The following is a 20,969-nucleotide window of genomic DNA, read 5'->3' as shown; positions in this document are numbered from 1 at the left end:
GTGATGGCGCCAACAAAAAAAGCCGTGTCGCGGAAGCCAGCCAGCAAAAAAACAGCCGCTAAGAGGACCCCGCACAAAACACACGCCTCGGCTGCGGATGCCGTCGATGAACAGCTTGCGCGTTATCGCGAGATGCGTGACTTCAAGGTCACAGCCGAACCCAGCGGCAAAGGCAAATCTACGAAAGCCAAAGCCTCCGGCCTTCCGTTCGTGATTCAAAAGCACGCTGCGAGCCACCTGCACTACGACTTCCGCCTCGGCTGGAACGGCGTGCTGAAGAGCTGGGCGGTCGCGAAGGGCCCCAGCTACTTCACCGGCGACCGCCGGCTCGCGGTCCAGGTAGAAGACCATCCGATGGAGTACGGTGGCTTCGAGGGCATCATCCCCAAAGGGCAATACGGCGGCGGCACCGTCATGGTGTGGGATCAGGGCACGTGGGAGCCGCAGCCCGGGCACGAGGACGTCGATGCCGGTCTGCGCGAAGGCAGTCTGAAGTTCGTGATGCATGGCACAAAGATGACGGGCAAGTGGACGCTCGTGCGCATGGGTGGCAAAGCCGCCAACGAGCGCAAGCCGAACTGGCTGCTCATCAAGGAGCACGACGAGTTCGAACGCGGCAAGGACGATCCCTCCATCACCGACGAAGCGCCCGACTCCGCCGTGACTGGCCGCACACTGGATCAGATCGCAGGACAGGAAGACCACGTTTGGAACTCCAAGGACACCGCACGCGGCAAGGCCTGGCACAGACAGAAACCCGCTGCACCAGAAAAAAAGGCGCAATCCCCGAGATCGCCGAAGGCAAAGAATGACGCTGCGCTCAAAGATCTACCCAGGGAGACGCAACCCGCATTTCTTTCGCCGCAGCTCGCACTCGAGGCTACAGGACCTCCCGGGAAAGAGGGCTGGCTGCATGAGCTGAAGCTCGACGGCTATCGCATCCAGGCGCGCAAATCTGGCAGTGACGTTCAGCTGCTCACACGCAAGGGTCTCGATTGGACCCACCGCATGCCCGCTATCGCGAAGGACATCACGAAGCTGCCCGCCGAGAACGCAACACTCGACGGAGAGGTGGTCGTGGTCAGTGAAAACGGCACCACCAGCTTCGCCAATCTGCAGGCCTCATTTCAGGATGGAGAGAAGCATCCTCTGACCTACTTCTGCTTCGACCTGCTGCACCTCAACGGCCGCAACACCCGAGGTCTGAGCCTGCGCGAACGCAAAGCTCTGCTAGCGGAGATTCTTGGCGAAGGCATCGGCTCAGTTCACCTGAGCGAGCACATCGAGACCGGCGGCGAATCCATGTTCCACCAGGCCTGCGAGCTTCATGCAGAAGGCATCATCTCCAAGTGGGGCGCTTCGACATACTCCTCCGGCCGCAGCGGGGAGTGGCTCAAGTCCAAATGCCTTCGCGAACAGGAGTTCGTTATCGGTGGCTATACACTCTCCTCCGAAGGCCCGGACCGCATCGGCTCCCTTCTCCTGGGCTACTACCGCGACGGCAAACTAATCTATTCAGGCCGCACGGGCACAGGCTTTACACAAAAGACAAGACGCACGTTACGCAAACAACTTGGTGATTTAGAAAACAGGTCCATGCCCTTCGCCCGAGTTCCCGTAGATGGGCGCAGAGATGCTATCTGGGTGAAACCTAAGCTCGTTGCGCAGGTCCGGTTTGCCACCTGGACGGCGGACAATCTCGTGCGTCAAGCCGCATTTCTTGGATTGCGCGAAGACAAACCCGCTAAGGAAGTTCAACGGGAAGAAGCAACCGTCGCACCTCAGCCCAAAGGAACATCGAAGCGTCCAGCGAAAACTGCACCCGTAGTAGCCACGCATCGAGCAGCCGTACCCATCGCCGCCAAGACAGCGACGAAAACGGCAACAACAGGTTCGATACGTCTCACCCATCCGGACAAGATCCTCGACGCTGAGAGCGGCCTCACCAAGGCGGACCTATCCGCGTTCTACCAGGGCGTCGCCGAGCACATGTTGCCGCACATCGCCGACCGGCCTCTCAGCCTTGTGCGCTGTCCTGAGGGCACGGGCAAACCCTGTTTCTTCCAAAAGCACGTCAATCACATGCTGCCGCCGGGTGTCGGAGGCATCGACGTCCCGAATAAAAAGACCGGAGAGCCGGAGCCCTACATCACACTCAACACAACGGAAGCGCTCATCAACCTGGCACAGATGGGCGTGCTGGAAGTGCATCCGTGGGGTTCGCGCAACGACGATCTCGAACATCCTGACCGGCTGATCTTCGACCTCGATCCAGATGAATCGCTGCCATGGTCGACGCTCTGCGACGCAGCAGCGGAGGTCCGCAAACGCTTGAAGAAAGCAGGCCTGGAAAGCTTTCTAAAGACCACCGGCGGCAAAGGATTACACGTCGTCGCTCCCATCCAGCCCGAGTTAGATTGGCCACAGCTCAAAGCGCTGGCTCACAAGTTCGTCGAGAGCATGGAAAGAGAGAATCCCACGCTTTATCTAACGAAGATGACCAAGTCCGCGCGCAAGGGAAAGATCTATCTCGACTATCTGCGCAATGAACGCGGGGCAACCGCAGTCGCTCCCTACTCGCCACGCGCCCGTGCGGGAGCGCATGTTTCGCTGCCCTTACCGTGGTCCGCGTTGAAGCTCCCGGAGCGTCCCGTGTACTCCGTCAAGAACTTCGACGAATGGCGCTCGCGACTCCGCAACGATCCATGGAAGGCGATGCTGACGACTCGTCAGAAGCTCGATCCTGCAAGTTTTGAGCAGGCATGAGGTTTTACAAACCAGCAAAACCGTTGTTGTTGCTTTTGCTGTTCTGGTTGTCATTCCGAGCGCAGCGAGCGAACCTGCTGTCTCCCGTTTTTCGTTGGCGATGCCACAAACGTTACCCTCCAGCGTAGTTGTTTCAGTTCTAGCCTGTAGGTTTCTGGGAGGTACGAGCGAAGAGCGGGAGACAGCAGGTTCCTCGCTGCGCTCGGAATGACAACCAGAAAAGCAAAGGTGCCCACCACCCCACAGAACTCCAAAGAAACCTCCACCTGTTACGATGTTGGTTTCTTCCCGCAAGGAGAACCCCATGTCCGCCGCCATCGCATCGCCCCTCCCGACCAGGTCTTCCACCATCGACATTCGCGAGATCACCCACTGGATCTCCGGCACTGCCGTTCGCGGAACGTCAGGCCGTTTCGCCGACGTGTACCACCCCGCCTCCGGCAAGGTGCAGGCCCACGTTCCCCTCGCCTCCAATGCCGAGGTCGACAAAGCTGTGCAGGCCGCTGCTGCCGCCTTTCCAGAGTGGTCTTCGTCTCCGCCGCTGCGCCGCGCCCGCGTGCTCTTCCGCTTCCGCGAGATCTACGAGCGCCGCCTCGACGAAGTAGCCGCCCTTCTCAATCGCGAGCACGGCAAGGTCTTCTCCGACGCTAAAGGCGAGGCCACGCGCGGTCTCGAAGTCGTCGAATTCGCTACCGGCATTCCGCAGCTTCTCAAGGGCGAGTTCACCGAGCAGGTTGGCACCGGAATCGATAGCTGGTCGATGCGGCAACCGCTCGGCGTCGTCGCCGGCATTACCCCCTTCAACTTCCCCGCGATGGTGCCCATGTGGATGTTCCCCATCGCTCTGGCCTGCGGCAACACCTTCGTGCTGAAGCCCAGCGAACGCGACCCCAGTGCCTCAATCCTTCTTGCCGAGATGCTCAAGGAAGCCGGTCTTCCCGATGGTGTCTTCAACGTCGTGCACGGAGACAAATCCGCGGTCGACGCGATTCTCGCTCACCCCACGATTCAAGCCGTCAGCTTCGTCGGCTCTACGCCTATCGCGGAGTACGTCTATCGTGAAGGCACAAAGCACGGCAAGCGCGTGCAGGCCCTCGGCGGGGCGAAGAACCACATGATCGTGATGCCCGATGCCGATCTCGACCAGGCGGCCGACGCCCTCGCCGGTGCAGCCTATGGCTCGGCGGGCGAGCGCTGCATGGCGATCAGCATTGCCGTAACCGTCGGCCACCAGACCGCCGACACGCTGATCGAAAAGCTCAAGACTCGTATCTCCAATCTGCGCGTGGGCGATGGCGCACAAGACGCATCGACGGGCGAGGCGGACCTAGGTCCGCTTGTAACAAAAAACCATCTCGACAAGGTGACAACCTACGTCGAACTCGGCACCACCGAAGGCGCGGAGCTCGTCGTCGATGGACGCCAGGGCGCACTGCCCCAGGGCGACGGCTTCTTCCTCGGGGCCTGCCTCTTCGATCACGTCAAGCCGGAGATGCGGATCTACAAGGAAGAGATCTTCGGGCCGGTGTTGGGCGTAGTACGCGTCAACAACTTCGAGACAGCGCTGCAGCTCATCAACGATCACGAGTTCGGTAACGGCACAGCCCTGTTCACTCGCGACGGCGACACTGCCCGCGACTTCGCACGGCGTGTGCAGGCGGGCATGGTCGGCATCAACGTGCCGATCCCCGTGCCGATGGCCTTCCACAGCTTCGGCGGATGGAAGCGTTCTCTCTTCGGCGACCACGCAGTGCACGGTCCCGAGGGCGTACGTTTCTACACCCGCATCAAGACTGTGACAGCACGCTGGCCAACAGGCATCCGCACCGGCGTCGACACAACGATGCCTACGCTCGGATAGCTACTCTCTTGCACACAAAGACAAAGGCCGCTCCAATCGGAACGGCCTTTGTCTCTCAGCTTTTGCTTTTGCTTTTCTGGTTGTCATTCCGAGCGTAGCGAGTGAATCTGCTTCCTCCCGCTCTTTGGTCGTCTTGCCCAAGCTTAGTGCGTGTCGTGATGCTCTTCGACATGCGTATCCGGCTTGCCTTCAACCTTGTGGGCCACCGTGCGTGTACCCTCGGCGGTCTTGTGGGCGCCCTTCTTGGTAACGCGAACGGTCTTGTGTGTCGCGACCCTGGTCCCATGAGCGGTGTCGTGCGCAGCTACCTTCGTGCCATGCTCGGTATCCCGCGCGGCGACCTTGGTTCCGTGGGCGGTATCGTGCGCTACCGACTTGGTGGCGTGAGCCGTATCGTGACCGGCATCTTTCAGGTCCTGTCCAACCGTCTGTGCCTGAGCGAGACCGAGCGAAAGGGCGGCAGTTAAAGCAACTCCGGCGATCGTAATTCTTGTCATTGAGATTTCTCCTTGAAAGACGCAGTAACCCGGAACTAATGTTCCCTTGGTCTCCAAGATACCTGTAAGCGTCGCTTCTCGTCTTGTGGATTGGCGCTTCACTACGCAGTCCTGTAAGCGTTGGCCAGGACTTGCAGGGATAGGAAAGGCGGCAATCCCACAGCAACACGCGAAAATACAGCGTCGAAGGAGCGGACTTATACCAGCCCAAACCAAAGGCCTGGAGAAGGCTTCATCCCCTGTAATGGGTCGGGGCCCTTCACCCCATTGGCTCGTTTCCCCCAACTGCAAACCACTATTAACATTTGCCATCACCGGAGTGCGCTACCCTGATCCAACACATGGCCCAGCAGAAAAAAGTCGCCAAAAAGCAAGTAAGCGTGAGGAAGTCAGTGGAACAACCGATTTCACCAGCCGCCGATGTTTCAAAGACGCCCAGTCGCTACATCAACCGCGATGAGAGCTGGCTGCTGTTCAACCGCCGCGTACTGGAAGAGGCCGATGACGCCACCAATCCGCTGCTGGAGCGCCTGAAGTTTCTCGCCATCACCGCCAGCAATCTCGACGAGTTCCTCGAGATCCGGGTCGCCGGCATCCTGCAGCAGATGGAAGAAGACCTCGGCCTCCCCCAGAAGCCGGACGAAGGCGGCCTCACCTCGGACGCGCGCATGGACCGCCTGCGCGACTGGCTGCACCGCTTCGCCACCGACCAGGACCAGTGCTGGACCGAGCGCCTGGCTCCGGCGCTTGAAGCCGCTAATATTCACCTCGTGAAATGGAAAGACATGACCGAAGAGGACCGCCTCTTCGCCGCGCGCTTCTTCCACGATCAGGTCGATCCCCTGCTCACTCCCGTCACGCTGGACCCCTCGCATCCCTTTCCGCGTGTGCTCAACAAAGCGCTCTGCCTCGCGCTGCTGCTGCGTCACAAGCGCAAGAACCGCGTCGGAGTTCGCAGCCCCAAGGTCCTCGGCGTCATCACCATTCCGCGCTCCCTGCCCGACCTGGTAGTACTGCCGGAACGCGATGGCCAGCGCAACTACCTACTGCTCGATGAACTGATCGAAGCGCACTCCGAGCGCATGTTCCGCGGCTACGAGGTCCTGGGGCGGGCAGCGTTCCGTGTCACGCGCAACAGCAATCTCTACATGCAGGAAGAAGAAGCCCGGTCGGTGTTGGAGAGCGTAGCCGCCGAGCTCCACAATCGCCGCAAGGGCGACGTCGTGCGCATGGAGATCGACGCCACCGCGGCGGATGTGATCGCCGAGCGGCTGCGCATCAACTTCGAGCTCGAGGAGTGGCAGGTCTTCCGCACCCAGGCTCCCGTCAACATCAACCGCCTGATGAATCTCTACAAGGAGATCAAGACCTCCGACTTCAAGTTCCCCGAGTTCCACGGGCGGCGGCTCCAGCTCGGGCCCAAAGCCCGTGACGTCTTCGACGAGCTGCGCAAGCGTGACATCCTGCTGCACCACCCCTACGACAGCTACAACACGGTCGAGGCGTTCATCGCCGCAGGCACCAACGATCCACGCGTCATCTCGATGAAGCAGACGCTCTACCGCACCAGCGCCGACTCCTCGATGTTCCGCGCTCTCACCGAAGCCGCGCAGAGCAAGGACGTAACGGTAGTCGTCGAGCTGATGGCCCGCTTCGACGAGGCCTCCAACATCCGCTGGGCGCGCGAGCTCGAAGACGCCGGCGTGCAGGTCTTCCACGGCATCTACGGCCTCAAGACGCACTGCAAGCTGGCCTTGCTGTGGCGGCGCGATCCCGATGGCGTCGTGCGCAGCTACGCGCATCTCGGCACCGGCAACTACAACCCCGTCACCGCGCGCTTCTACACCGACATCAGCCTGCTGACGGCGCGGCCCGAACTGACCGAAGCCATGCAGCGCGTATTCCGTTACCTGACCGCCAACTGGGAAGCCAGCCACGAGACCTACCGCCCGCTGCTCGTCGCTCCCGTTACGCTGGCCGACGACATGCTCGCCTTGATCGCCCGCGAAGAGGCTCATGCCCGCAAGGGACACAAGGCGCACATCATCGCCAAGATGAATGCCCTGCTCGACACCAAGACGATCGAAGCTCTCTACTCGGCGTCGCAGGCCGGGGTTGAAATCGACCTGATCGTACGCGGCATGTGTGCTCTGCGTCCCGGCGTTCCCGGCCTGAGCGAGCGGATTCGCGTGCGCTCCATCATCGGCCGTTTCCTTGAGCACAGCCGCATCTTCTGGTTTGCCAACGGAGGCCACGAAGAGGTCTATGCCGGCAGCGCCGACTGGATGCCGCGTAACCTCTACGAGCGTTGCGAGGTCGTCTTCCCCATCGTCGATGAAAACGGCAAGCACAGGCTCCGCAAGGAGATCCTCGAAACCTACCTGAAGGATGACGTGAAGGCACGTCTGATGCAGCCCGATGGAACCTACATCCGCGCAACCGGCAGCGGCAAACGCATCAGCGCGCAGGACTGGTTCATGGAACACGCAACCGCCTCGGACTCCGGCGAAAACCGGCAGGAGGCCTCCGATCTGCCGACAGCCCTGCCTGCCGCAACCGAAGCGTCCCCGAAGAGAGCACGCTCGTAAGAAATTTGTGCAGTACATCCGAATGATGTCCTACGTTGAAAGCCTGAGCAAAGCTCAGGCTTTCGCTTTGAAGGGGCAGGGCTTCAGCTGAAGCCCTGCCCCTTCAAGACAGGCGATCAATCTGCCTCTCACACCCCCAGTTGGTGTATCCCCCGACATATGAATAGAATCGCCGATAACAGAACGCACAAAGCGTTCTATCTCGAGGAAGAGGTTCGATGGTTACGTCTGCACTCCGCCCGCACGAGCTCCAGCCATGGCGCAGCAAGGTCTTACGCACAGCAACTCTCGCCGCAGTGACCCTGCTGTTCCTTCCAGGACTCAAGGCCCAGGACAAGTACGAGCAGCAGATGGAAAGCCACACGACAGTCAAGGTGCTTCCCAACGGCCTGACTCTCGTACTAAGCGAGCGCCACGAGGCACCGGTCTTCAGCTTTTACACACTGGTCGACGCCGGCTCCGCCGACGATCCCGGCGGACAGAGCGGCCTCGCGCACATGTTCGAGCACATCGCCTTCAAAGGAACCACGGAGGTCGGCACCACTGACTATCCCGCCGAAAAAGCCGCTCTCGACAAGGTAGAACAAGCCTATGCCGCCTACGACGCCGAATTTCGCAAGCCTGTAGGCCAGGACAAAGCGCGCCTCGCAAGCCTGCACCAGGCCTTTGAAGACGCGGTAAAGACCGCGCAAACCTATGTCATCCCCAATCAATTCTCCGAGATCGCCGAAGAGAACGGCGCCGTCGGACTGAACGCCTCAACCGCCGAAGACTCCACGCAGTACTTCTGGAGCATGCCGTCCAATCGTCTCGAACTCTGGGCCTACCTGGAGTCCGGCCGCATCGGCTGGCCGGTGGCGCGCGAGTTCTACAAGGAGCGCGACGTCGTCAACGAAGAGCGCCGCATGCGCATCGACTCCTCTTCTCAAGGCCGTCTCATCGAGGAGTTCCTCGCCGCAGCCTACATGGCGCATCCCTACGGCCGCCCGGGCGTCGGCTGGGAGAGCGACATCACCCAGGTCACCGCGACCGAAGCCGCCGCGTTTCATAGCAAGTACTACGTTCCGTCAAACATCGTAGTAGCCGTAGTAGGCGACTTCGACACCAAGACCGCGTTGCCCATGCTGGAACGCTACTTTGGCCGCATCCCCGCTGGTCCCAAGCCTGAGCCGCTGACCACCATCGAGCCGCCGCAACATGCCGAGCGCACCGTGGTTCTGCGCGAGGCGACACAGCCCATCTATCTCGAGGGCTACCACAAGCCGGACTACCGCGACCCCGACGACTCGGTCTACGACGCCATCACCGACATCTTCTCCAACGGCCGCACCTCGCGCCTTTATCGCAGCCTGGTTCGCGACCAGAAGATTGCGCTGGTGGCAGAGGGCTTCAGCGGCTTCCCCGGCAACAAGTTTCCCGGCCTGTTCGCCTTCTATGCCCTTCCCCAGCGCGGCCACACCTCGGATGAACTGCGCACGGCGATCCACAAGGAACTCGATACTTTGAAGACCACCGACGTCAGCGATGCCGAACTCGAACGCTTCAAGACACGCGCACGCGCCGACCTGCTGCGCGGTCTCGGAGACAACGCCGGCCTCGCTTCGCAGCTTGCCCAGTATCAGACGAGCTTCGGCGACTGGCGCGTGATGTTCCAGGAGCTGGCGAAGATCGACGCCGTCACCAAAGCCGACATCCGCCGCGTCGCGAACAAGACGTTCGTCGAGAACAACCGCACCAGCGCACGCATCGACTTCCAGGCGCCTACCGCAACACCCGTCGCGGCTGGCAATGGAGGTGCGAAATGACCAACTTCACCCCACGCCTTCTTACCCTGGCTCTGATCGCAGGTCTCTCCACAACAGCCTTCGCTCAAACACCAGCACCCCACGAGCCCTGGAAAGCCATCCCGATTCCTACGCTGCATGAGTTCAAACCTGTCCAGCCGATCAAGGTGGAGCTACCCAACGGCGTTCAACTCTTCCTCGAAGAAGACCATGAGCTTCCGTTCGTGAGCGGCTTCATCCGCATACGCGGCGGCAGTCGCGACGAACCAGCCGACAAGGTCGGACTCATATCGCTCTACGGAGAAGCCTGGCGGACCAGCGGAACCGCTACCGCAAACGGCGACGCCATGGACGATCAACTCGCCGCGAAGGCCGCAACCGTCGAAACCGGCGGAGGCCAGGCCTCCACATCCCTGAGCTGGTCGAGCTTCGCGAAGGACTTCGACAGCGTCTTCGGCGTAGCCATGGACCTGCTCCAGCACCCCGCCTTCCAGCAGCAGAAGCTGGAGCTCGCCAAGCAGAGCCTCGCCAGCGGCATCCTACGCCGCAACGATGACGCCAGCGGCATCGCCCAGCGCGAAGCCGTCGAAATTGCCTACGGCAAAACCAATCCCTACGGCCGCTCCGAAGAGCTCGCCACGGTCTCCGCCGTCACCCTCGAAGACCTTCGCGCCTGGCACGAAAAAACATTTACGGGCAGCAACCTGATCGTTGGCGTCATCGGCGACTTCGATGCCAAGGCGATGGAAGCGAAGCTGCGCGCGGCCTTCGCTCCCCTGCCGCGTGGAACTCAACTCAAGTCCGCCAAGGTAGAGTTCACCGAGCCTCCAGCCGGCGTTTACTTCGCCAACAAGGCCGATGTCGATCAATCCAACGTGTACATGGTCGGACTAGGCACGCAGGAAGACAATCCCGACTACTACGCGCTCAGCGTGATGAACGAGGTCTTCTCCGGCGGCTTCGGCTCGCGGGTCGTGCAGAACGTTCGCACGAAGCTCGGATTGGCCTACGACGTCGGCGGCAACTTCGGCGCGGCCTATGACCATCCCGGACTCTTCGCGGTAGGCCTGGGCACCAAGAGCTCCAGCACCGTGGCCGCAACCAAGGCCACGCTCGACGAAGTCCGCCGCCTGCGCACCGATCCTCCCACCGAGGATGAGCTGCGTAGCGCCAAGAGCGATCTGTTGAACTCCTTCGTCTTCCACTACGACACTCCTGAAAAGGTGCTGAGCGAGCAGGTAACGCTCGCCGTCTACGGCTACCCCGCGGACTTCCTGGAACGCTATCGTGCCGGGATCGAACGCGTGACCTCAGCGGATGTGGCTCGCGTCGCGCAGAAGTATGTCCAGCCGGAGAAGCTCGCCATCGTCGTAGTGGGCAACTCCAGCGAGATCCAGCCGCCACTCGACGGGCTCGGGAAGGTGACCACGCTCGACATCAGCATCCCCGGAGCCCCTTCAGAGCAATAGCGTGCTCTGAAGGGCAGGATTACTGTTTTGAAAGGCAAGATTGGTGCTTTGAAAGGGCGGGACTTTAGTCCCGCCGCATCATCACTTTCAGCAAGGTGGCTTTAGCCACGGAGGGAATGCCCGCTGATTCGGGAGAGCCTTTCGACCGCCTCAGGACCCCAATCTCGCCCTTTCTGCCCGTAATCACATAGCCCATCACAAACTGATAAACTTACCCTTTGGGCAGGATGGTCATCTCATCGCTGCTGCAGGGGGAGTTCGCTATGGCACAGGAAAACAACGGAACTGGCGCAGCACCGTCGCTGCGGCTCAAATTAGGTCTCGCCGAGATGCTCAAGGGCGGCGTCATCATGGACGTGATGAACGTCGAGCAGGCCCGCATCGCTGAAGAAGCCGGCGCAGTCGCCGTCATGGCACTTGAGCGCGTCCCCGCTATGATTCGCGCTGAAGGCGGCGTCGCCCGCATGGCGAATCCCAAGCTCATCAAAGACATCATGGCCGTCGCGACCATCCCGGTCATGGCCAAGGCCCGCATCGGCCACTTCGCCGAGGCCCAGGTACTGCAGTCGCTCGGCGTCGATTTCATCGACGAGAGCGAAGTCCTCACCCCCGCCGATGAGGTCTACCACATCGACAAGCACGCCTTCACGACACCGTTCGTCTGCGGCGCGCGCAATCTCGGTGAAGCTCTGCGACGCATTGCCGAAGGCGCTGCGATGATCCGCACCAAGGGCGAGCCCGGCACCGGCGACGTCGTTCACGCCGTGCAGCACATGCGTCAGATCGTTCGCGAGATCAAGGCCCTCACCGTGCTCGGTGACGAAGAGCTCTATAACGCCGCCAAGGTTCACGGCGCTCCCTATGAGCTGGTCCGCATGGTCGCGAAGTCCGGCAAACTGCCCGTCCCCAACTTCTCCGCCGGCGGCATCGCAACGCCCGCCGACGCAGCTCTCATGATGCAGCTCGGCGCAGAGACGATCTTCGTCGGCTCCGGCATCTTCATGAAGGATGGCGCCAAGCCGCTCGATGTCGACCTCTGGACCGCCCAGGATGCCGAGATCGGCCTCTGCACCAGCAAGGACGTCGGCCAGCCCCGTAATCCGGAAGAGCGCGCAGAAGCCGTCTCACGCGCCAAGGCCATCGTCCTCGCAACGCTGCACTTCAACGATCCGAAGATCGTCGCCGAAGCCTCGGAAGCCATCATCGGAAGCATGAAAGGCCTCGCCGCTGCTGCGATCGAAGAGAAGAACCTGATGCAAACGCGCGGTTGGTAACTCGGCCCGTGATCTGCAGCCAGCCCGGCTGAATGTAAAATATGTGCGGATGCCCTTTGACTCCGCACATATTCTTTCCATTCTCGATCGCTGTTGCGAAACCTTTACGTTTCCAATGCTGGACAACGGTTACGTCTATCTGGCCGGCACGCATCTTTCGCTCTACCGGTCTGTATCAGACTGGGCGATGGTGATTGAAGTGTTCGGATTCTCCCCTCGCTCCGGATTACCCGACACCCATATTCATACCTTCGCAAGCACCCTCTACAACCGAGATGCACCGGAAAAGTATGTCAGTCGAGAAGCATACGACCGCTACATAGCAACGAATCCACATAACGATTCCCGCTTCATCTACCCCATCAGCGAAGGGGCATGGCTGAATGGAGAACTCGCCGCCGAGAGCGTCGAAGAGATCGAAATCCGCAATCAAACATTTCGATTACCCTCTCTCGGGGAGTACAAGCTTCGCGGTATCGAGTTGGAAATACCCCCACAGGTTCAGGTCTTTGAACTATGTCGCTTCCTGTCTGACGCAACTCGTGCTGTCCTCGCAACTCCGCAGGAGCAGCGTTTGAGCGTGCTTCCCGATATGACCCGGATATTAGATCTTGCAGAGTGGCACCATCCTGATGTGGTCAATGGCGAACTCCCAAGCGAATCGGAGACCTTTCAGCAACTCGCCCAGGTTCTTGTTACGGGAGAGGTAGAACACTATCGTCCGTCGTTGCCATCCAACACGCACTGGCAAAACTGGCCTGACGCTGGTCGTCTGTAGTCCAGGGTGATAGATCGATCTTTGGTCTGTTACTCATTCAAAGTAAACTTAAGAACAGAAATGACTGATAGACCCATCATCGGTGTCCTCGCCTTGCAAGGCGCCTACGACATTCACGCCGAGCGCCTCACGGAGCTCGGCGCATCCGTTCGCCTGGTGCGCAGGCCGGAGCAGCTCGCAGGGCTCGACGGGCTCATCATCCCCGGTGGCGAGTCGACGACCTTCCTCAAGCATCTCGAACGCGCAGGCTTTTACGACGCGCTCGATGAGTTCGTTCACACAAAGCCCACGTTCGGCACCTGCGCCGGCTGCATCCTGCTGGCGAAGGACGTCGCCAATCCAACACAGCGCTCCTTCGGCGTGCTCGACATCGCCGTCGAACGCAACGCCTACGGACGCCAGAACGACTCGGCCATCCTGAGCACCGAAACCACGCTTCCCGGCGGCCCGATGGAGATGGTCTTCATCCGCGCCCCGCGCATCAGCCGTATCGGTGAAGGCATCGAGATTCTCGCCCGCCGCGGCGACGATCCCGCGCTCGTTCGCAAAGGCCCGCTGCTCGCCGCAACCTTCCATCCTGAACTCAGCACCGACACCCGCGTCCACCAACTCTTCCTGGACATGGTCCATCAAGCCCGCTCGTAACTCGCCTCTCGAAACTCATAGCTCGACCTGAACGCCCTGGATTGAGTCGCGAGCTTCGAGTTACGAGCTACACCACTACAATCAACTTATGCACTCTGCGCAGGCGATCGCTACCGGCCAACGCTTCTGGCGTCTGCCCGTCGACGCCTCCGCACACGGCCCCGCACTCGACGCCCACCTGCTGTTGAACCTCTGGATCGCACTGGCGCTACTCGCGCTCGCACACCTGATCCTGCTCGCCGGCCTGATGTTCCGGCGACGCGCCTCCCGCCCGGTCCACACGCTGCTGCTGGAGTACCTCCCGCTCGCCGCGCTCACACTGCTATTCGCATTCCTCGCAGCCCGCGCCCAACAGCTCTGGGCAGCGCAGCGCTACACAGGCGCCAGCCTCACGGCCATGCAGGTGGAGGTCACGGGTATGCAGTTCGCTTGGTACTTCCGCTATCCCGGCACAGACGCTGCGTTTGGCGAGACCAAACCCGTTCTCGTCGCGCCGGGCGAAGGCAATCCCCTCGGGCTCGACCCGGCGGACCGCCACGGTGCGGACGATCTCGTCACCAGCCAGCTCGTCCTGCCCGTCGGACGCGAAGTCGATCTCGCGCTGCATGCGCAGGACGTCATCCACGGCTTCTCCGTACCCGAGATGCGCCTGAAGCAGAACGCCGTGCCCGGCCAGACGGCCCACATCCACTTCACGCCGACGCAGCCCGGCAGCTACGCCATCCTCTGCACGCAACTGTGCGGCCTCGGACACTATCGCATGCAGGCCACGATGCTCGTGCTTCCCCCCGCAGCGTTCGACACCTGGCTGCTGGCCCACGAAGCCGCCGCCGGCAAGCGAGGTCAGCCATGACAGCTCAACACAGCCGCTGGACCCACCATCGCACCGTGGGCTTCGGCTACCTGGCAATCTCGCTGGCAGCGGCCTGCGTCGGCACCGTACTCTCGCTGCTGATGCGCCTGCACCTCACCTGGCCTGCGTGGTCTCTGCCGCTGCACGGCCTCATTCTGCCCGAAGAGTACCTCGCCCTGGTCACCATGCACGGGACCCTGATGCTGTTCTTCGTGCTCACGGTCGCGCCACAGTCGGGCTTCGGCAACCTCATCCTGCCTGCGCAGATCGGCGCGCGGCGCATGGCGTTTCCCCGCCTCAACGCCGCGAGCATGTGGATTACCGGCCTGGCTCTCCTGGTACTGCTGGCAGCGTTCTTCGTCCCCGGCGGCTCGCCCATCTCCGGCTGGACGGCCTACCCTCCACTCTCCGCCACCGCGCTCGCCGGCCCTGGCCAGGGCGAGGGCATGGACGTGTGGCTCGCTGCTATCGCGTTGTTCTCCCTCGCATCCACCCTGGGCGCTATCAACACTCTGACAACCATCGTCAAGCTGCGCGGCGAAGGCATGAGCTGGCAGCGGCTTCCGCTCACCGTCTGGGGATGGTTCACCGCCGCCCTGCTCAGCGTGCTCGTCTTCTCCGTGCTGCTGGCTGCGCTGGCCATGCTCTTCTGCGACCGCCATCTGCAGAGCGGCTTCTTCATCCCCACCAACGATCTCGTCAACGGTGTCCTGCTGCAGCACCACGGCGACGGCTCCCCGCTACTCTGGCTCCATCTCTTCTGGTTCTTCGGCCACCCCGAGGTCTACATCGCCATCCTCCCCGGCATGGGCCTCACCTCCATGGTGCTGGCCAACTTCGCGCACCGCCGGGTCTTTGCCTATCGGCTGATGATCGCAACCACCCTGCTCATCGGGTTCCTCGGCATCCTCGTCTGGGGACACCACATGTTCGTCGCGGGCCTAAACCCTTTCGCAGGCTCGGTCTTCGCACTCTCGTCGATGGCCATCGCCCTGCCCTCATCCGCCAAGGTCCTGAGCTGGCTTGCCACCATCTGGCGCTCGCGCCCCCGGCTCACCACGCCGATGCTCTTCGCGCTCGGCTTCGTCTCGCTGTTCATCACCGGCGGCCTTACCGGCCCGATCCTCGCGCAGCCCATCCTCGACGAGTACCTGCACAACACCTTCTTCGTCGTCGCGCACTTTCATCTCATCATGGCAATGGCCGGCATCTTCGGTCTCTTCTGCGCGACCTACTACTGGTTCCCCCTGCTCTTCGGTCGCCTGCTCTCGGAGCGGCTGGGCAAGCTGCACTTTGCCGGTACCTTGATCGGGGCATACGGTACGTTCCTTCCGATGCACCTGACCGGACTCGCAGGAGAGCCACGTCAGTATGCCCAGCTCACCGGCGGTGGAAGTGGCCCCGCAAGCCAGTTGCTGCAAACCACCCTACCTGTGCAACATGGCATCACCTACTCAGCCCTCTTCCTCGCCTGCGCGCAGCTTCCCTTCCTGCTCAACCTCGTGCTGACCCTGCGCTCACGCCTCCTCGTAACGCCCAACCCCTGGTCGGCAACGACGATGGAGTGGGCACCACAGGCTTTCAACGAGGCATCTACCGAAGACGAGCCCACAGGCCTCGTAACCTATCGAGGCCCTTGTCACTATTCAGAGGATGGAGTATCTTTTCACCCGCAGTGGGAATCAGGCGCGACGTCTACGCTTCCTCCGGAGTAAGCTGAAAAACAAGGCACGCCATGTCCCCCATCCTCACACCGCCCGAGATCGATCGCCGCCACCGCGCCCACGAGAGCGATAACGGCTCCGGGCGCAGACCTCCCACGGACAAACTCACCGGCGGTAATGGCGAAGGCGGCGACAACTGGAACGATCGCCCCCAGGGCCGTCGCGGCCCACGCGAGCGACTCTCTCAGGTCCGCATGGGCCTCTTCTTCGGCCTGTTCGCTGTGCTGATGTTCTTCATCGCCATCGTCAGCGCCTTCTTCGTCACCCGGGCCAGCGGCCACTTCGACGCCTACAGCCACTACGTGAACGAGTGGTTGCCAACCACCATCCCCTCCATCCTCTGGCTCAACACCGCCGTGCTCCTCCTGAGCTCAGCCAGCGCGGAGATGGCCCGCCGCAGCATGTTTCGCGAAGTGGATGTGATGGACGAGTGGATCGGCCTGAGCCGCCGCACCTCGCAGCGCGCTGCCGCCTGGCTCTCCGTAACCCTTGGGCTTGGCGGTCTATTTCTCGCGGGACAATGGATAGCCTGGGACCAGCTCGCCGCGCAGCACGTCTTCTTCCGGTCGAACCCCAGCAGCCACTTCTTCTACCTCATCACCATCGCCCACGCCATTCATCTCTTCATCGGCGTAAGTGCCCTCATCGCCGCGCTGATCGGACTCCGCCGCTCCCACCAGCTCGCTTCGCGACAGATCCTCGTCGACGCGACCGTCTGGTACTGGCACGCGATGGGCCTGCTCTGGATCTTCCTGTTCGTCCTGCTGGAGTACGGCCAATGAAAAGGCACCTGAAAACCAGCCTCCTGCGCTGGGTATGGCTCGTCAGCCTGTTGCTGCTCGGCATCGCGGCACAGAGCTTCGGCCAAGGCTGCTCGCAGTGTCTCGACAACACCCGCGCGACACCGCCTGCGGTGCAGGCCGCCTATCGCAAAGCCATCTATCTGCTCGGCGGCACCGGCGCGGCGTTGTTCATCGCCGGAACGCTCTTCATCCGGCGAGAACGCTGACGCATTCGGTAGAGAGCATCAGGAACCTATACTGACCCGCTGTACGCAATCTGTGGTCCGACTGCGTACAGCGGCAGCGAGCAGCAAATGTGGCTGGCCAAGGAACATGCTGTATCTCTCCCTGACCCGTTCGATCGGCTATTTAAATTGCTTGAAATAGGCAATCAAATCCGACCGCTCCTGAGCCTTCGGAACACCGATGCTCATATTGTTGTCCGGCACCATCATGTCCGGGTCGGTGAGCCACTTCTCCAACGAAGCTTCATCCCAGGTAATGCCAGATTTTTTTAGCCCCTCGGAGTAGTTGAATCCCGCCACGCTTCCGGCCTTTCTTCCAAATACACCGGCCAGCCGCGGTCCTTCCCGATCTGTCTCCATCGTGTGGCAGCCCATGCACCGCTTTTCAAACACCATCTTTCCGCGCGCGGCATCGCCAGAGCTGCTTGTACTCGCTTGCGTTGCTTCGCTCGTTTTCATACTCGAGAGTGTTGCCACATCCTGAGTTGTCAGTTGAGATTTCCAATGAAGAAGACGGTACTGCGACGGCGGCATCTCACCAGCCTTCGCTTCGTGAATGATCTCTCCGATCATCTGCTCTTGTGCATCGGCAGCCATCTGATCCCAGGATGAGAGATTCAGCTTCTTGCGCGCCTCTACGATATCCCACTCGATCAGCCACGATCCGGGTGCCAGGAGTGCATACACCGGCCACCGGGTTTCATTCGAGTGACAGTCAGCACATTTGCTGATGAGGATTTTCTTCGCGTCAGCAGGCATACTTGCGTGCACCAACAGCGTGTCGAGCCCCTTTCCAGGCTCGACACGTGGGTTACCAAACGGATGAACAAGCCCCAATCCCCCTATGACAGCCACGGCTGCGGCCAGAGCGATGATTCCACGTGAATGTCTCAAGCGCCCTCCTCCAGCGAGTGATCGACAACAGCGAGATGACTGTGACCGCGAACGACTTTGACGTTCGTTACCCCGAGCACACTCTGCAGCTTGCCGGCGGGAACGACCATCGGTCCGGGGTTCGGCGCGGTTCCCGGTGCGGGCTGAGGAAAGGCGGTAGCCATCGCCGTGTGAAATGCGACGTTGCCCTCCACCTTTTGCACTACTTGATGAATGTGGCCGTTCAACACGGTGACCGATCCAAAACGCTTCAGAAGAGCAAGCGCCTGTGCGCCATCGGCCGTGCCCCAGCCCCACTTCTCATAAACCATCCACAACGGAATATGCGCGAACACCACGATCGGGGTTGAAGCGCTCAATCCAGCGAGGTCGGATTTCAACCAGGCCAGCTGATCCGCGCCCAGGTTGCCCATCGCGTCGACCTGCACGCAGTTGTTGAGCCCCACAAAGTGAACACCCTTGTGGTTATAGCTGTACCAGCCATTGCCGACCGTTCCCTTGCCGTATCGCTGCTTGTAAAGCGCACCGTCGTCGAGCGAAAAATCATGCTCTCCCGGAACGTAGAACACCTCTGAAACCTTGGCGCTCTTGATGATTTGTGATGCCGTGTCGAACTCCGAGGCCTTCGAGTTCTGCGTGATATCACCGGTATGAATCATGAAGTCCGGTGCCTTCATCCCGGCGGGAACCACGTTGATCTTATCGATGGCCTTCTGTAAGGTCCCCGTGACATCCGGATTCGCACCCTTGTTGAATCCAATGTGACTGTCGCTAATCTGGACGAAGGAAAAATCTTCGACCTTCCCGGCACCGGCGCCGGGCTTTACCGACTGGGCTAATAACTTCGATACCGGAATACCGCCGGCCATCGTCCAAAGCAGACCTGTGCCTGCCCATGCCATGCATCCCAGAAAATTCCGTCTGTCGATTCCGTCACTAGCAGGTTGCGCCTGACTCTCCTGCACTATCTCGTCTTTCGTAAAGCGATTCATATCCAGCTCCATTAGGTTTATTTGCCTGCACCATAGAGAACTGGCGAACACGGAATTTATTCACGCTAAAAAAAGTAATTTAGCGACGGAATAAAGCGGACCTAATTTAGTTACAAGAGCTATGGCTCATACCGAGAGAAACTTCTCCGATCTCACCCACATCAACTCGAGGACCTCTGCCACGGCGCGCTTGCTTGACGGATAAGTAACCACCTACACGAACACTTCTCTTGCTTCTTCTGAAGCCAGCAGAATAGCGCTCATCAGACTGCAAACACCGAGTGCGCCGAGTACGCCAAGTTGACGCAAAGAAAACTCTGCGCAAACTTAGCGTCCTTCGCGCACCCTGCGTTTGCAGTTTGATGGCACACCTGGGGTGCCAATCCTTACTTATATTGATGGCGTTGGAATAAACCGGGCCTAATATAGTTATGGAAGAAGTGTGGTTCCTACGAAAAAAATCTTCGCCCACTTCACCCCCATCCACGACCCTACGTCGCCTTGAGGATCTTTGCACAATGCCAGCCTCCAACGGTAGCGCGCGCTTCGAACAATTCGTGCTACCTCTGCTGCCGTCGCTCTACAGCCACGCATTCTGGCTGAGCCGCAGTCATGAAGAGGCGGAAGATGTTGTGCAGGAGACGATCTCCAAAGCGCTTCGGGCCTTCGATTCCTTTCAGTCCGGCACCAATTTCAAAGCATGGATCTTCCGTATCCTGCGCAATACCTTCCTTACGTCGCGGACCGCCATCGCGGCCTCACGCACAGTCTTTCTGGAGGACCAGGTCGATCTGCTCGACGTCAGCGACCCAAGTCCGACTCCGGAAGATCACCTGCTCCGTCTCGACAATCATGCGGCACTGACAGAAGCCCTGGAGAGTCTGCACCCGCAACTTCGCGAAGTCCTGCTGCTTTGCGAGGTGGAGGAGCTTAAATACAAAGAGATCGCGATGGTTCTCGACATTCCGATCGGTACCGTGATGTCGCGCATCTCTCGTGCCCGCCGGACCCTTCACGAGCAGTTGCGACAGCAAGTCGGGGGATCGCTATGATTCAAGAGTCTCAACATCTACGTTCCGACCAGGTGAGCGCCTATATCGACGGCGAGCTGTCTTCGAACGAAGCACAAGACCTCAGGCAACACCTGGCCACGTGCCATTCCTGCGCTTTGCGCATCGTGTCCGCGATGCAGCTCAAGGCTGCCACCACACGTGTCTCTGAACGCGTCATCGCGCCGCCAGAAGCACTCAGCCGCCTCACAGCGCAGCTTCGCCCGGAGGCACCGAAGAGGCCCGCACGCGTCTATCCGATACGTTCATGGGCGTGGGGCGCACTGGCTGCAAGCCTTATCGTTGCGGTCTCGCTCATAGGGTGGCGAGAGACTCGCCAATCCAATAGCCTTTCCGCGGAACTGCTCGATCAGCATCTGGCTGTACTATCCAGCGGTTCCTCGCCTGAGGTCATCTCGAGCGATCGTCACACGGTAAAACCATGGTTTCAGGGCAAACTGCCGTTCAGCTTCAACCTGCCTAATGCTTTGCCTGCCGGGACTACCCTCGATGGCGGCGATCTCACCTTTGTTCATGGACGGCCTGCGGCGCTTCTCCTCTTCACCATCGGCAAACATCGGGCCTCGATCTTTCTTACCCAGAGATCCGCAAATGAAAGTGCACCGGTGTCGCTGGGAACTCAATCCGGATTCACCATCCATTACGCCAACACGCATGACTTGCGCATTACCGCCGTCAGCGACGTCAATCCCTCCGACCTTGATCTCCTCATGTCAGCCTTGGTGGAGGCGCAATCGCCTCGCTAAG

At 60.6% G+C, this 20,969-nt stretch carries 17 protein-coding genes; 14 read left to right on the top strand and 3 right to left on the bottom strand.

The window, feature by feature from the left end; translation table 11 throughout:
* Nucleotides 1–3: 3 nt before the first annotated feature.
* The gene (gene ligD, locus ACIX8_RS06775; RefSeq protein ID WP_014264591.1) at nucleotides 4–2,766 is read left to right on the top strand and encodes a DNA ligase D; all 2,763 of its coding nucleotides are present in this window, start codon (nucleotides 4–6) and stop codon (nucleotides 2,764–2,766) included.
* A gap of 304 nt (nucleotides 2,767–3,070) precedes the next feature.
* Nucleotides 3,071–4,627, top strand: coding sequence for a CoA-acylating methylmalonate-semialdehyde dehydrogenase (locus tag ACIX8_RS06770; protein WP_014264590.1), 1,557 nt, complete (start codon nucleotides 3,071–3,073; stop codon nucleotides 4,625–4,627).
* Nucleotides 4,628–4,770: 143 nt separating this feature from the next.
* Here ACIX8_RS06770 and ACIX8_RS06765 read toward each other — a convergent pair whose 3' ends face one another.
* A complete protein-coding gene (locus tag ACIX8_RS06765) occupies nucleotides 4,771–5,124 on the bottom strand; it encodes a hypothetical protein (RefSeq protein WP_014264589.1) in 354 nt (117 codons plus the stop codon).
* Nucleotides 5,125–5,465: 341 nt separating this feature from the next.
* Between ACIX8_RS06765 and ppk1 the strand changes: the two genes are divergently transcribed.
* The 10 genes from ppk1 (at nucleotide 5,466) to ACIX8_RS06715 (ending at nucleotide 17,248) form a co-directional block, all read left to right on the top strand.
* Nucleotides 5,466–7,712: a polyphosphate kinase 1 gene (gene ppk1, locus ACIX8_RS06760; RefSeq protein ID WP_014264588.1), complete on the top strand. Its 2,247-nt coding sequence runs from the start codon at nucleotides 5,466–5,468 to the stop codon at nucleotides 7,710–7,712.
* A gap of 218 nt (nucleotides 7,713–7,930) precedes the next feature.
* Nucleotides 7,931–9,517, top strand: coding sequence for a M16 family metallopeptidase (locus tag ACIX8_RS06755; protein ID WP_014264587.1), 1,587 nt, complete (start codon nucleotides 7,931–7,933; stop codon nucleotides 9,515–9,517).
* The gene (locus ACIX8_RS06750) at nucleotides 9,514–10,965 is read left to right on the top strand and encodes a M16 family metallopeptidase (protein ID WP_014264586.1); all 1,452 of its coding nucleotides are present in this window, start codon (nucleotides 9,514–9,516) and stop codon (nucleotides 10,963–10,965) included. The genes ACIX8_RS06755 and ACIX8_RS06750 overlap by 4 nt, the downstream gene beginning before the upstream one ends.
* A gap of 263 nt (nucleotides 10,966–11,228) precedes the next feature.
* Nucleotides 11,229–12,239 carry a pyridoxal 5'-phosphate synthase lyase subunit PdxS gene (pdxS, locus tag ACIX8_RS06745; RefSeq protein WP_044178004.1) on the top strand — a complete coding sequence of 337 codons (1,011 nt, stop codon included), beginning with the start codon at nucleotides 11,229–11,231 and terminating at the stop codon, nucleotides 12,237–12,239.
* Between the two features lie 49 nt (nucleotides 12,240–12,288).
* Entirely contained in the window at nucleotides 12,289–13,017 is a 729-nt protein-coding gene (locus ACIX8_RS06740; RefSeq protein ID WP_014264584.1) for a DUF7003 family protein, read from the top strand.
* A gap of 60 nt (nucleotides 13,018–13,077) precedes the next feature.
* On the top strand, nucleotides 13,078–13,662 hold the full coding sequence (gene pdxT, locus ACIX8_RS06735; protein WP_014264583.1) for a pyridoxal 5'-phosphate synthase glutaminase subunit PdxT: 585 nt from the start codon (nucleotides 13,078–13,080) through the stop codon (nucleotides 13,660–13,662).
* Nucleotides 13,663–13,750: 88 nt separating this feature from the next.
* Complete coding sequence (locus ACIX8_RS06730) at nucleotides 13,751–14,515, top strand: cupredoxin domain-containing protein (protein ID WP_014264582.1); 765 nt, start codon at nucleotides 13,751–13,753, stop codon at nucleotides 14,513–14,515.
* The gene (locus ACIX8_RS06725; protein WP_014264581.1) at nucleotides 14,512–16,230 is read left to right on the top strand and encodes a cytochrome c oxidase subunit I; all 1,719 of its coding nucleotides are present in this window, start codon (nucleotides 14,512–14,514) and stop codon (nucleotides 16,228–16,230) included. The genes ACIX8_RS06730 and ACIX8_RS06725 overlap by 4 nt, the downstream gene beginning before the upstream one ends.
* 20 nt (nucleotides 16,231–16,250) lie before the next feature.
* On the top strand, nucleotides 16,251–17,021 hold the full coding sequence (locus ACIX8_RS06720) for a cytochrome c oxidase subunit 3 (protein ID WP_014264580.1): 771 nt from the start codon (nucleotides 16,251–16,253) through the stop codon (nucleotides 17,019–17,021).
* Nucleotides 17,018–17,248 carry a hypothetical protein gene (locus ACIX8_RS06715; protein ID WP_014264579.1) on the top strand — a complete coding sequence of 77 codons (231 nt, stop codon included), beginning with the start codon at nucleotides 17,018–17,020 and terminating at the stop codon, nucleotides 17,246–17,248. The genes ACIX8_RS06720 and ACIX8_RS06715 overlap by 4 nt, the downstream gene beginning before the upstream one ends.
* A gap of 138 nt (nucleotides 17,249–17,386) precedes the next feature.
* On the opposite strand, the gene ACIX8_RS24410 is transcribed toward ACIX8_RS06715, so the two are convergent.
* Nucleotides 17,387–18,025 (bottom strand): heme-binding domain-containing protein, encoded by a 639-nt coding sequence (locus ACIX8_RS24410; protein WP_223295476.1) that lies wholly within the window; start codon nucleotides 18,023–18,025, stop codon nucleotides 17,387–17,389.
* 131 nt (nucleotides 18,026–18,156) lie between these two features.
* Complete coding sequence (locus ACIX8_RS06705; RefSeq protein ID WP_014264577.1) at nucleotides 18,157–19,152, bottom strand: metallophosphoesterase family protein; 996 nt, start codon at nucleotides 19,150–19,152, stop codon at nucleotides 18,157–18,159.
* Between the two features lie 518 nt (nucleotides 19,153–19,670).
* On the opposite strand from ACIX8_RS06705, the gene ACIX8_RS06700 reads away from it, so the two are divergent.
* Nucleotides 19,671–20,204: an RNA polymerase sigma factor gene (locus ACIX8_RS06700; RefSeq protein ID WP_014264576.1), complete on the top strand. Its 534-nt coding sequence runs from the start codon at nucleotides 19,671–19,673 to the stop codon at nucleotides 20,202–20,204.
* The gene (locus ACIX8_RS06695; RefSeq protein ID WP_014264575.1) at nucleotides 20,201–20,968 is read left to right on the top strand and encodes an anti-sigma factor family protein; all 768 of its coding nucleotides are present in this window, start codon (nucleotides 20,201–20,203) and stop codon (nucleotides 20,966–20,968) included. Before ACIX8_RS06700 ends, ACIX8_RS06695 begins: the two co-directional genes overlap by 4 nt.
* The last annotated feature ends 1 nt before the right edge of the window (nucleotide 20,969 follow it).

This window comes from Granulicella mallensis MP5ACTX8 (assembly GCF_000178955.2).
GTDB classification, from domain to species: domain Bacteria; phylum Acidobacteriota; class Terriglobia; order Terriglobales; family Acidobacteriaceae; genus Granulicella; species Granulicella mallensis.
Note: the sequence above shows the minus strand (reverse complement) of the source record. Positions and strands in the feature narration are given on the sequence as shown.

Excerpts from the sequence above, each read along its gene's own strand:
- ACIX8_RS06770 (WP_014264590.1), top strand. The coding sequence starts at position 3,071 with ATGTCCGCCGCCATCGCATCGCCCCTCCCGACCAGGTCTTCCACCATC.
- ACIX8_RS06740 (WP_014264584.1), top strand. The coding sequence starts at position 12,289 with ATGCCCTTTGACTCCGCACATATTCTTTCCATTCTCGATCGCTGTTGC.
- ppk1 (WP_014264588.1), top strand. The coding sequence starts at position 5,466 with ATGGCCCAGCAGAAAAAAGTCGCCAAAAAGCAAGTAAGCGTGAGGAAG.
- pdxT (WP_014264583.1), top strand. The coding sequence starts at position 13,078 with ATGACTGATAGACCCATCATCGGTGTCCTCGCCTTGCAAGGCGCCTAC.
- ACIX8_RS06715 (WP_014264579.1), top strand. The coding sequence starts at position 17,018 with ATGAAAAGGCACCTGAAAACCAGCCTCCTGCGCTGGGTATGGCTCGTC.
- ligD (WP_014264591.1), top strand. The coding sequence starts at position 4 with ATGGCGCCAACAAAAAAAGCCGTGTCGCGGAAGCCAGCCAGCAAAAAA.
- ACIX8_RS06755 (WP_014264587.1), top strand. The coding sequence starts at position 7,931 with ATGGTTACGTCTGCACTCCGCCCGCACGAGCTCCAGCCATGGCGCAGC.
- ACIX8_RS24410 (WP_223295476.1), bottom strand. The coding sequence starts at position 18,025 with ATGCCTGCTGACGCGAAGAAAATCCTCATCAGCAAATGTGCTGACTGT.
- ACIX8_RS06695 (WP_014264575.1), top strand. The coding sequence starts at position 20,201 with ATGATTCAAGAGTCTCAACATCTACGTTCCGACCAGGTGAGCGCCTAT.
- ACIX8_RS06700 (WP_014264576.1), top strand. The coding sequence starts at position 19,671 with ATGCCAGCCTCCAACGGTAGCGCGCGCTTCGAACAATTCGTGCTACCT.
- ACIX8_RS06720 (WP_014264580.1), top strand. The coding sequence starts at position 16,251 with ATGTCCCCCATCCTCACACCGCCCGAGATCGATCGCCGCCACCGCGCC.
- ACIX8_RS06765 (WP_014264589.1), bottom strand. The coding sequence starts at position 5,124 with ATGACAAGAATTACGATCGCCGGAGTTGCTTTAACTGCCGCCCTTTCG.
- ACIX8_RS06725 (WP_014264581.1), top strand. The coding sequence starts at position 14,512 with ATGACAGCTCAACACAGCCGCTGGACCCACCATCGCACCGTGGGCTTC.
- ACIX8_RS06705 (WP_014264577.1), bottom strand. The coding sequence starts at position 19,152 with ATGAATCGCTTTACGAAAGACGAGATAGTGCAGGAGAGTCAGGCGCAA.
- ACIX8_RS06750 (WP_014264586.1), top strand. The coding sequence starts at position 9,514 with ATGACCAACTTCACCCCACGCCTTCTTACCCTGGCTCTGATCGCAGGT.
- pdxS (WP_044178004.1), top strand. The coding sequence starts at position 11,229 with ATGGCACAGGAAAACAACGGAACTGGCGCAGCACCGTCGCTGCGGCTC.
- ACIX8_RS06730 (WP_014264582.1), top strand. The coding sequence starts at position 13,751 with ATGCACTCTGCGCAGGCGATCGCTACCGGCCAACGCTTCTGGCGTCTG.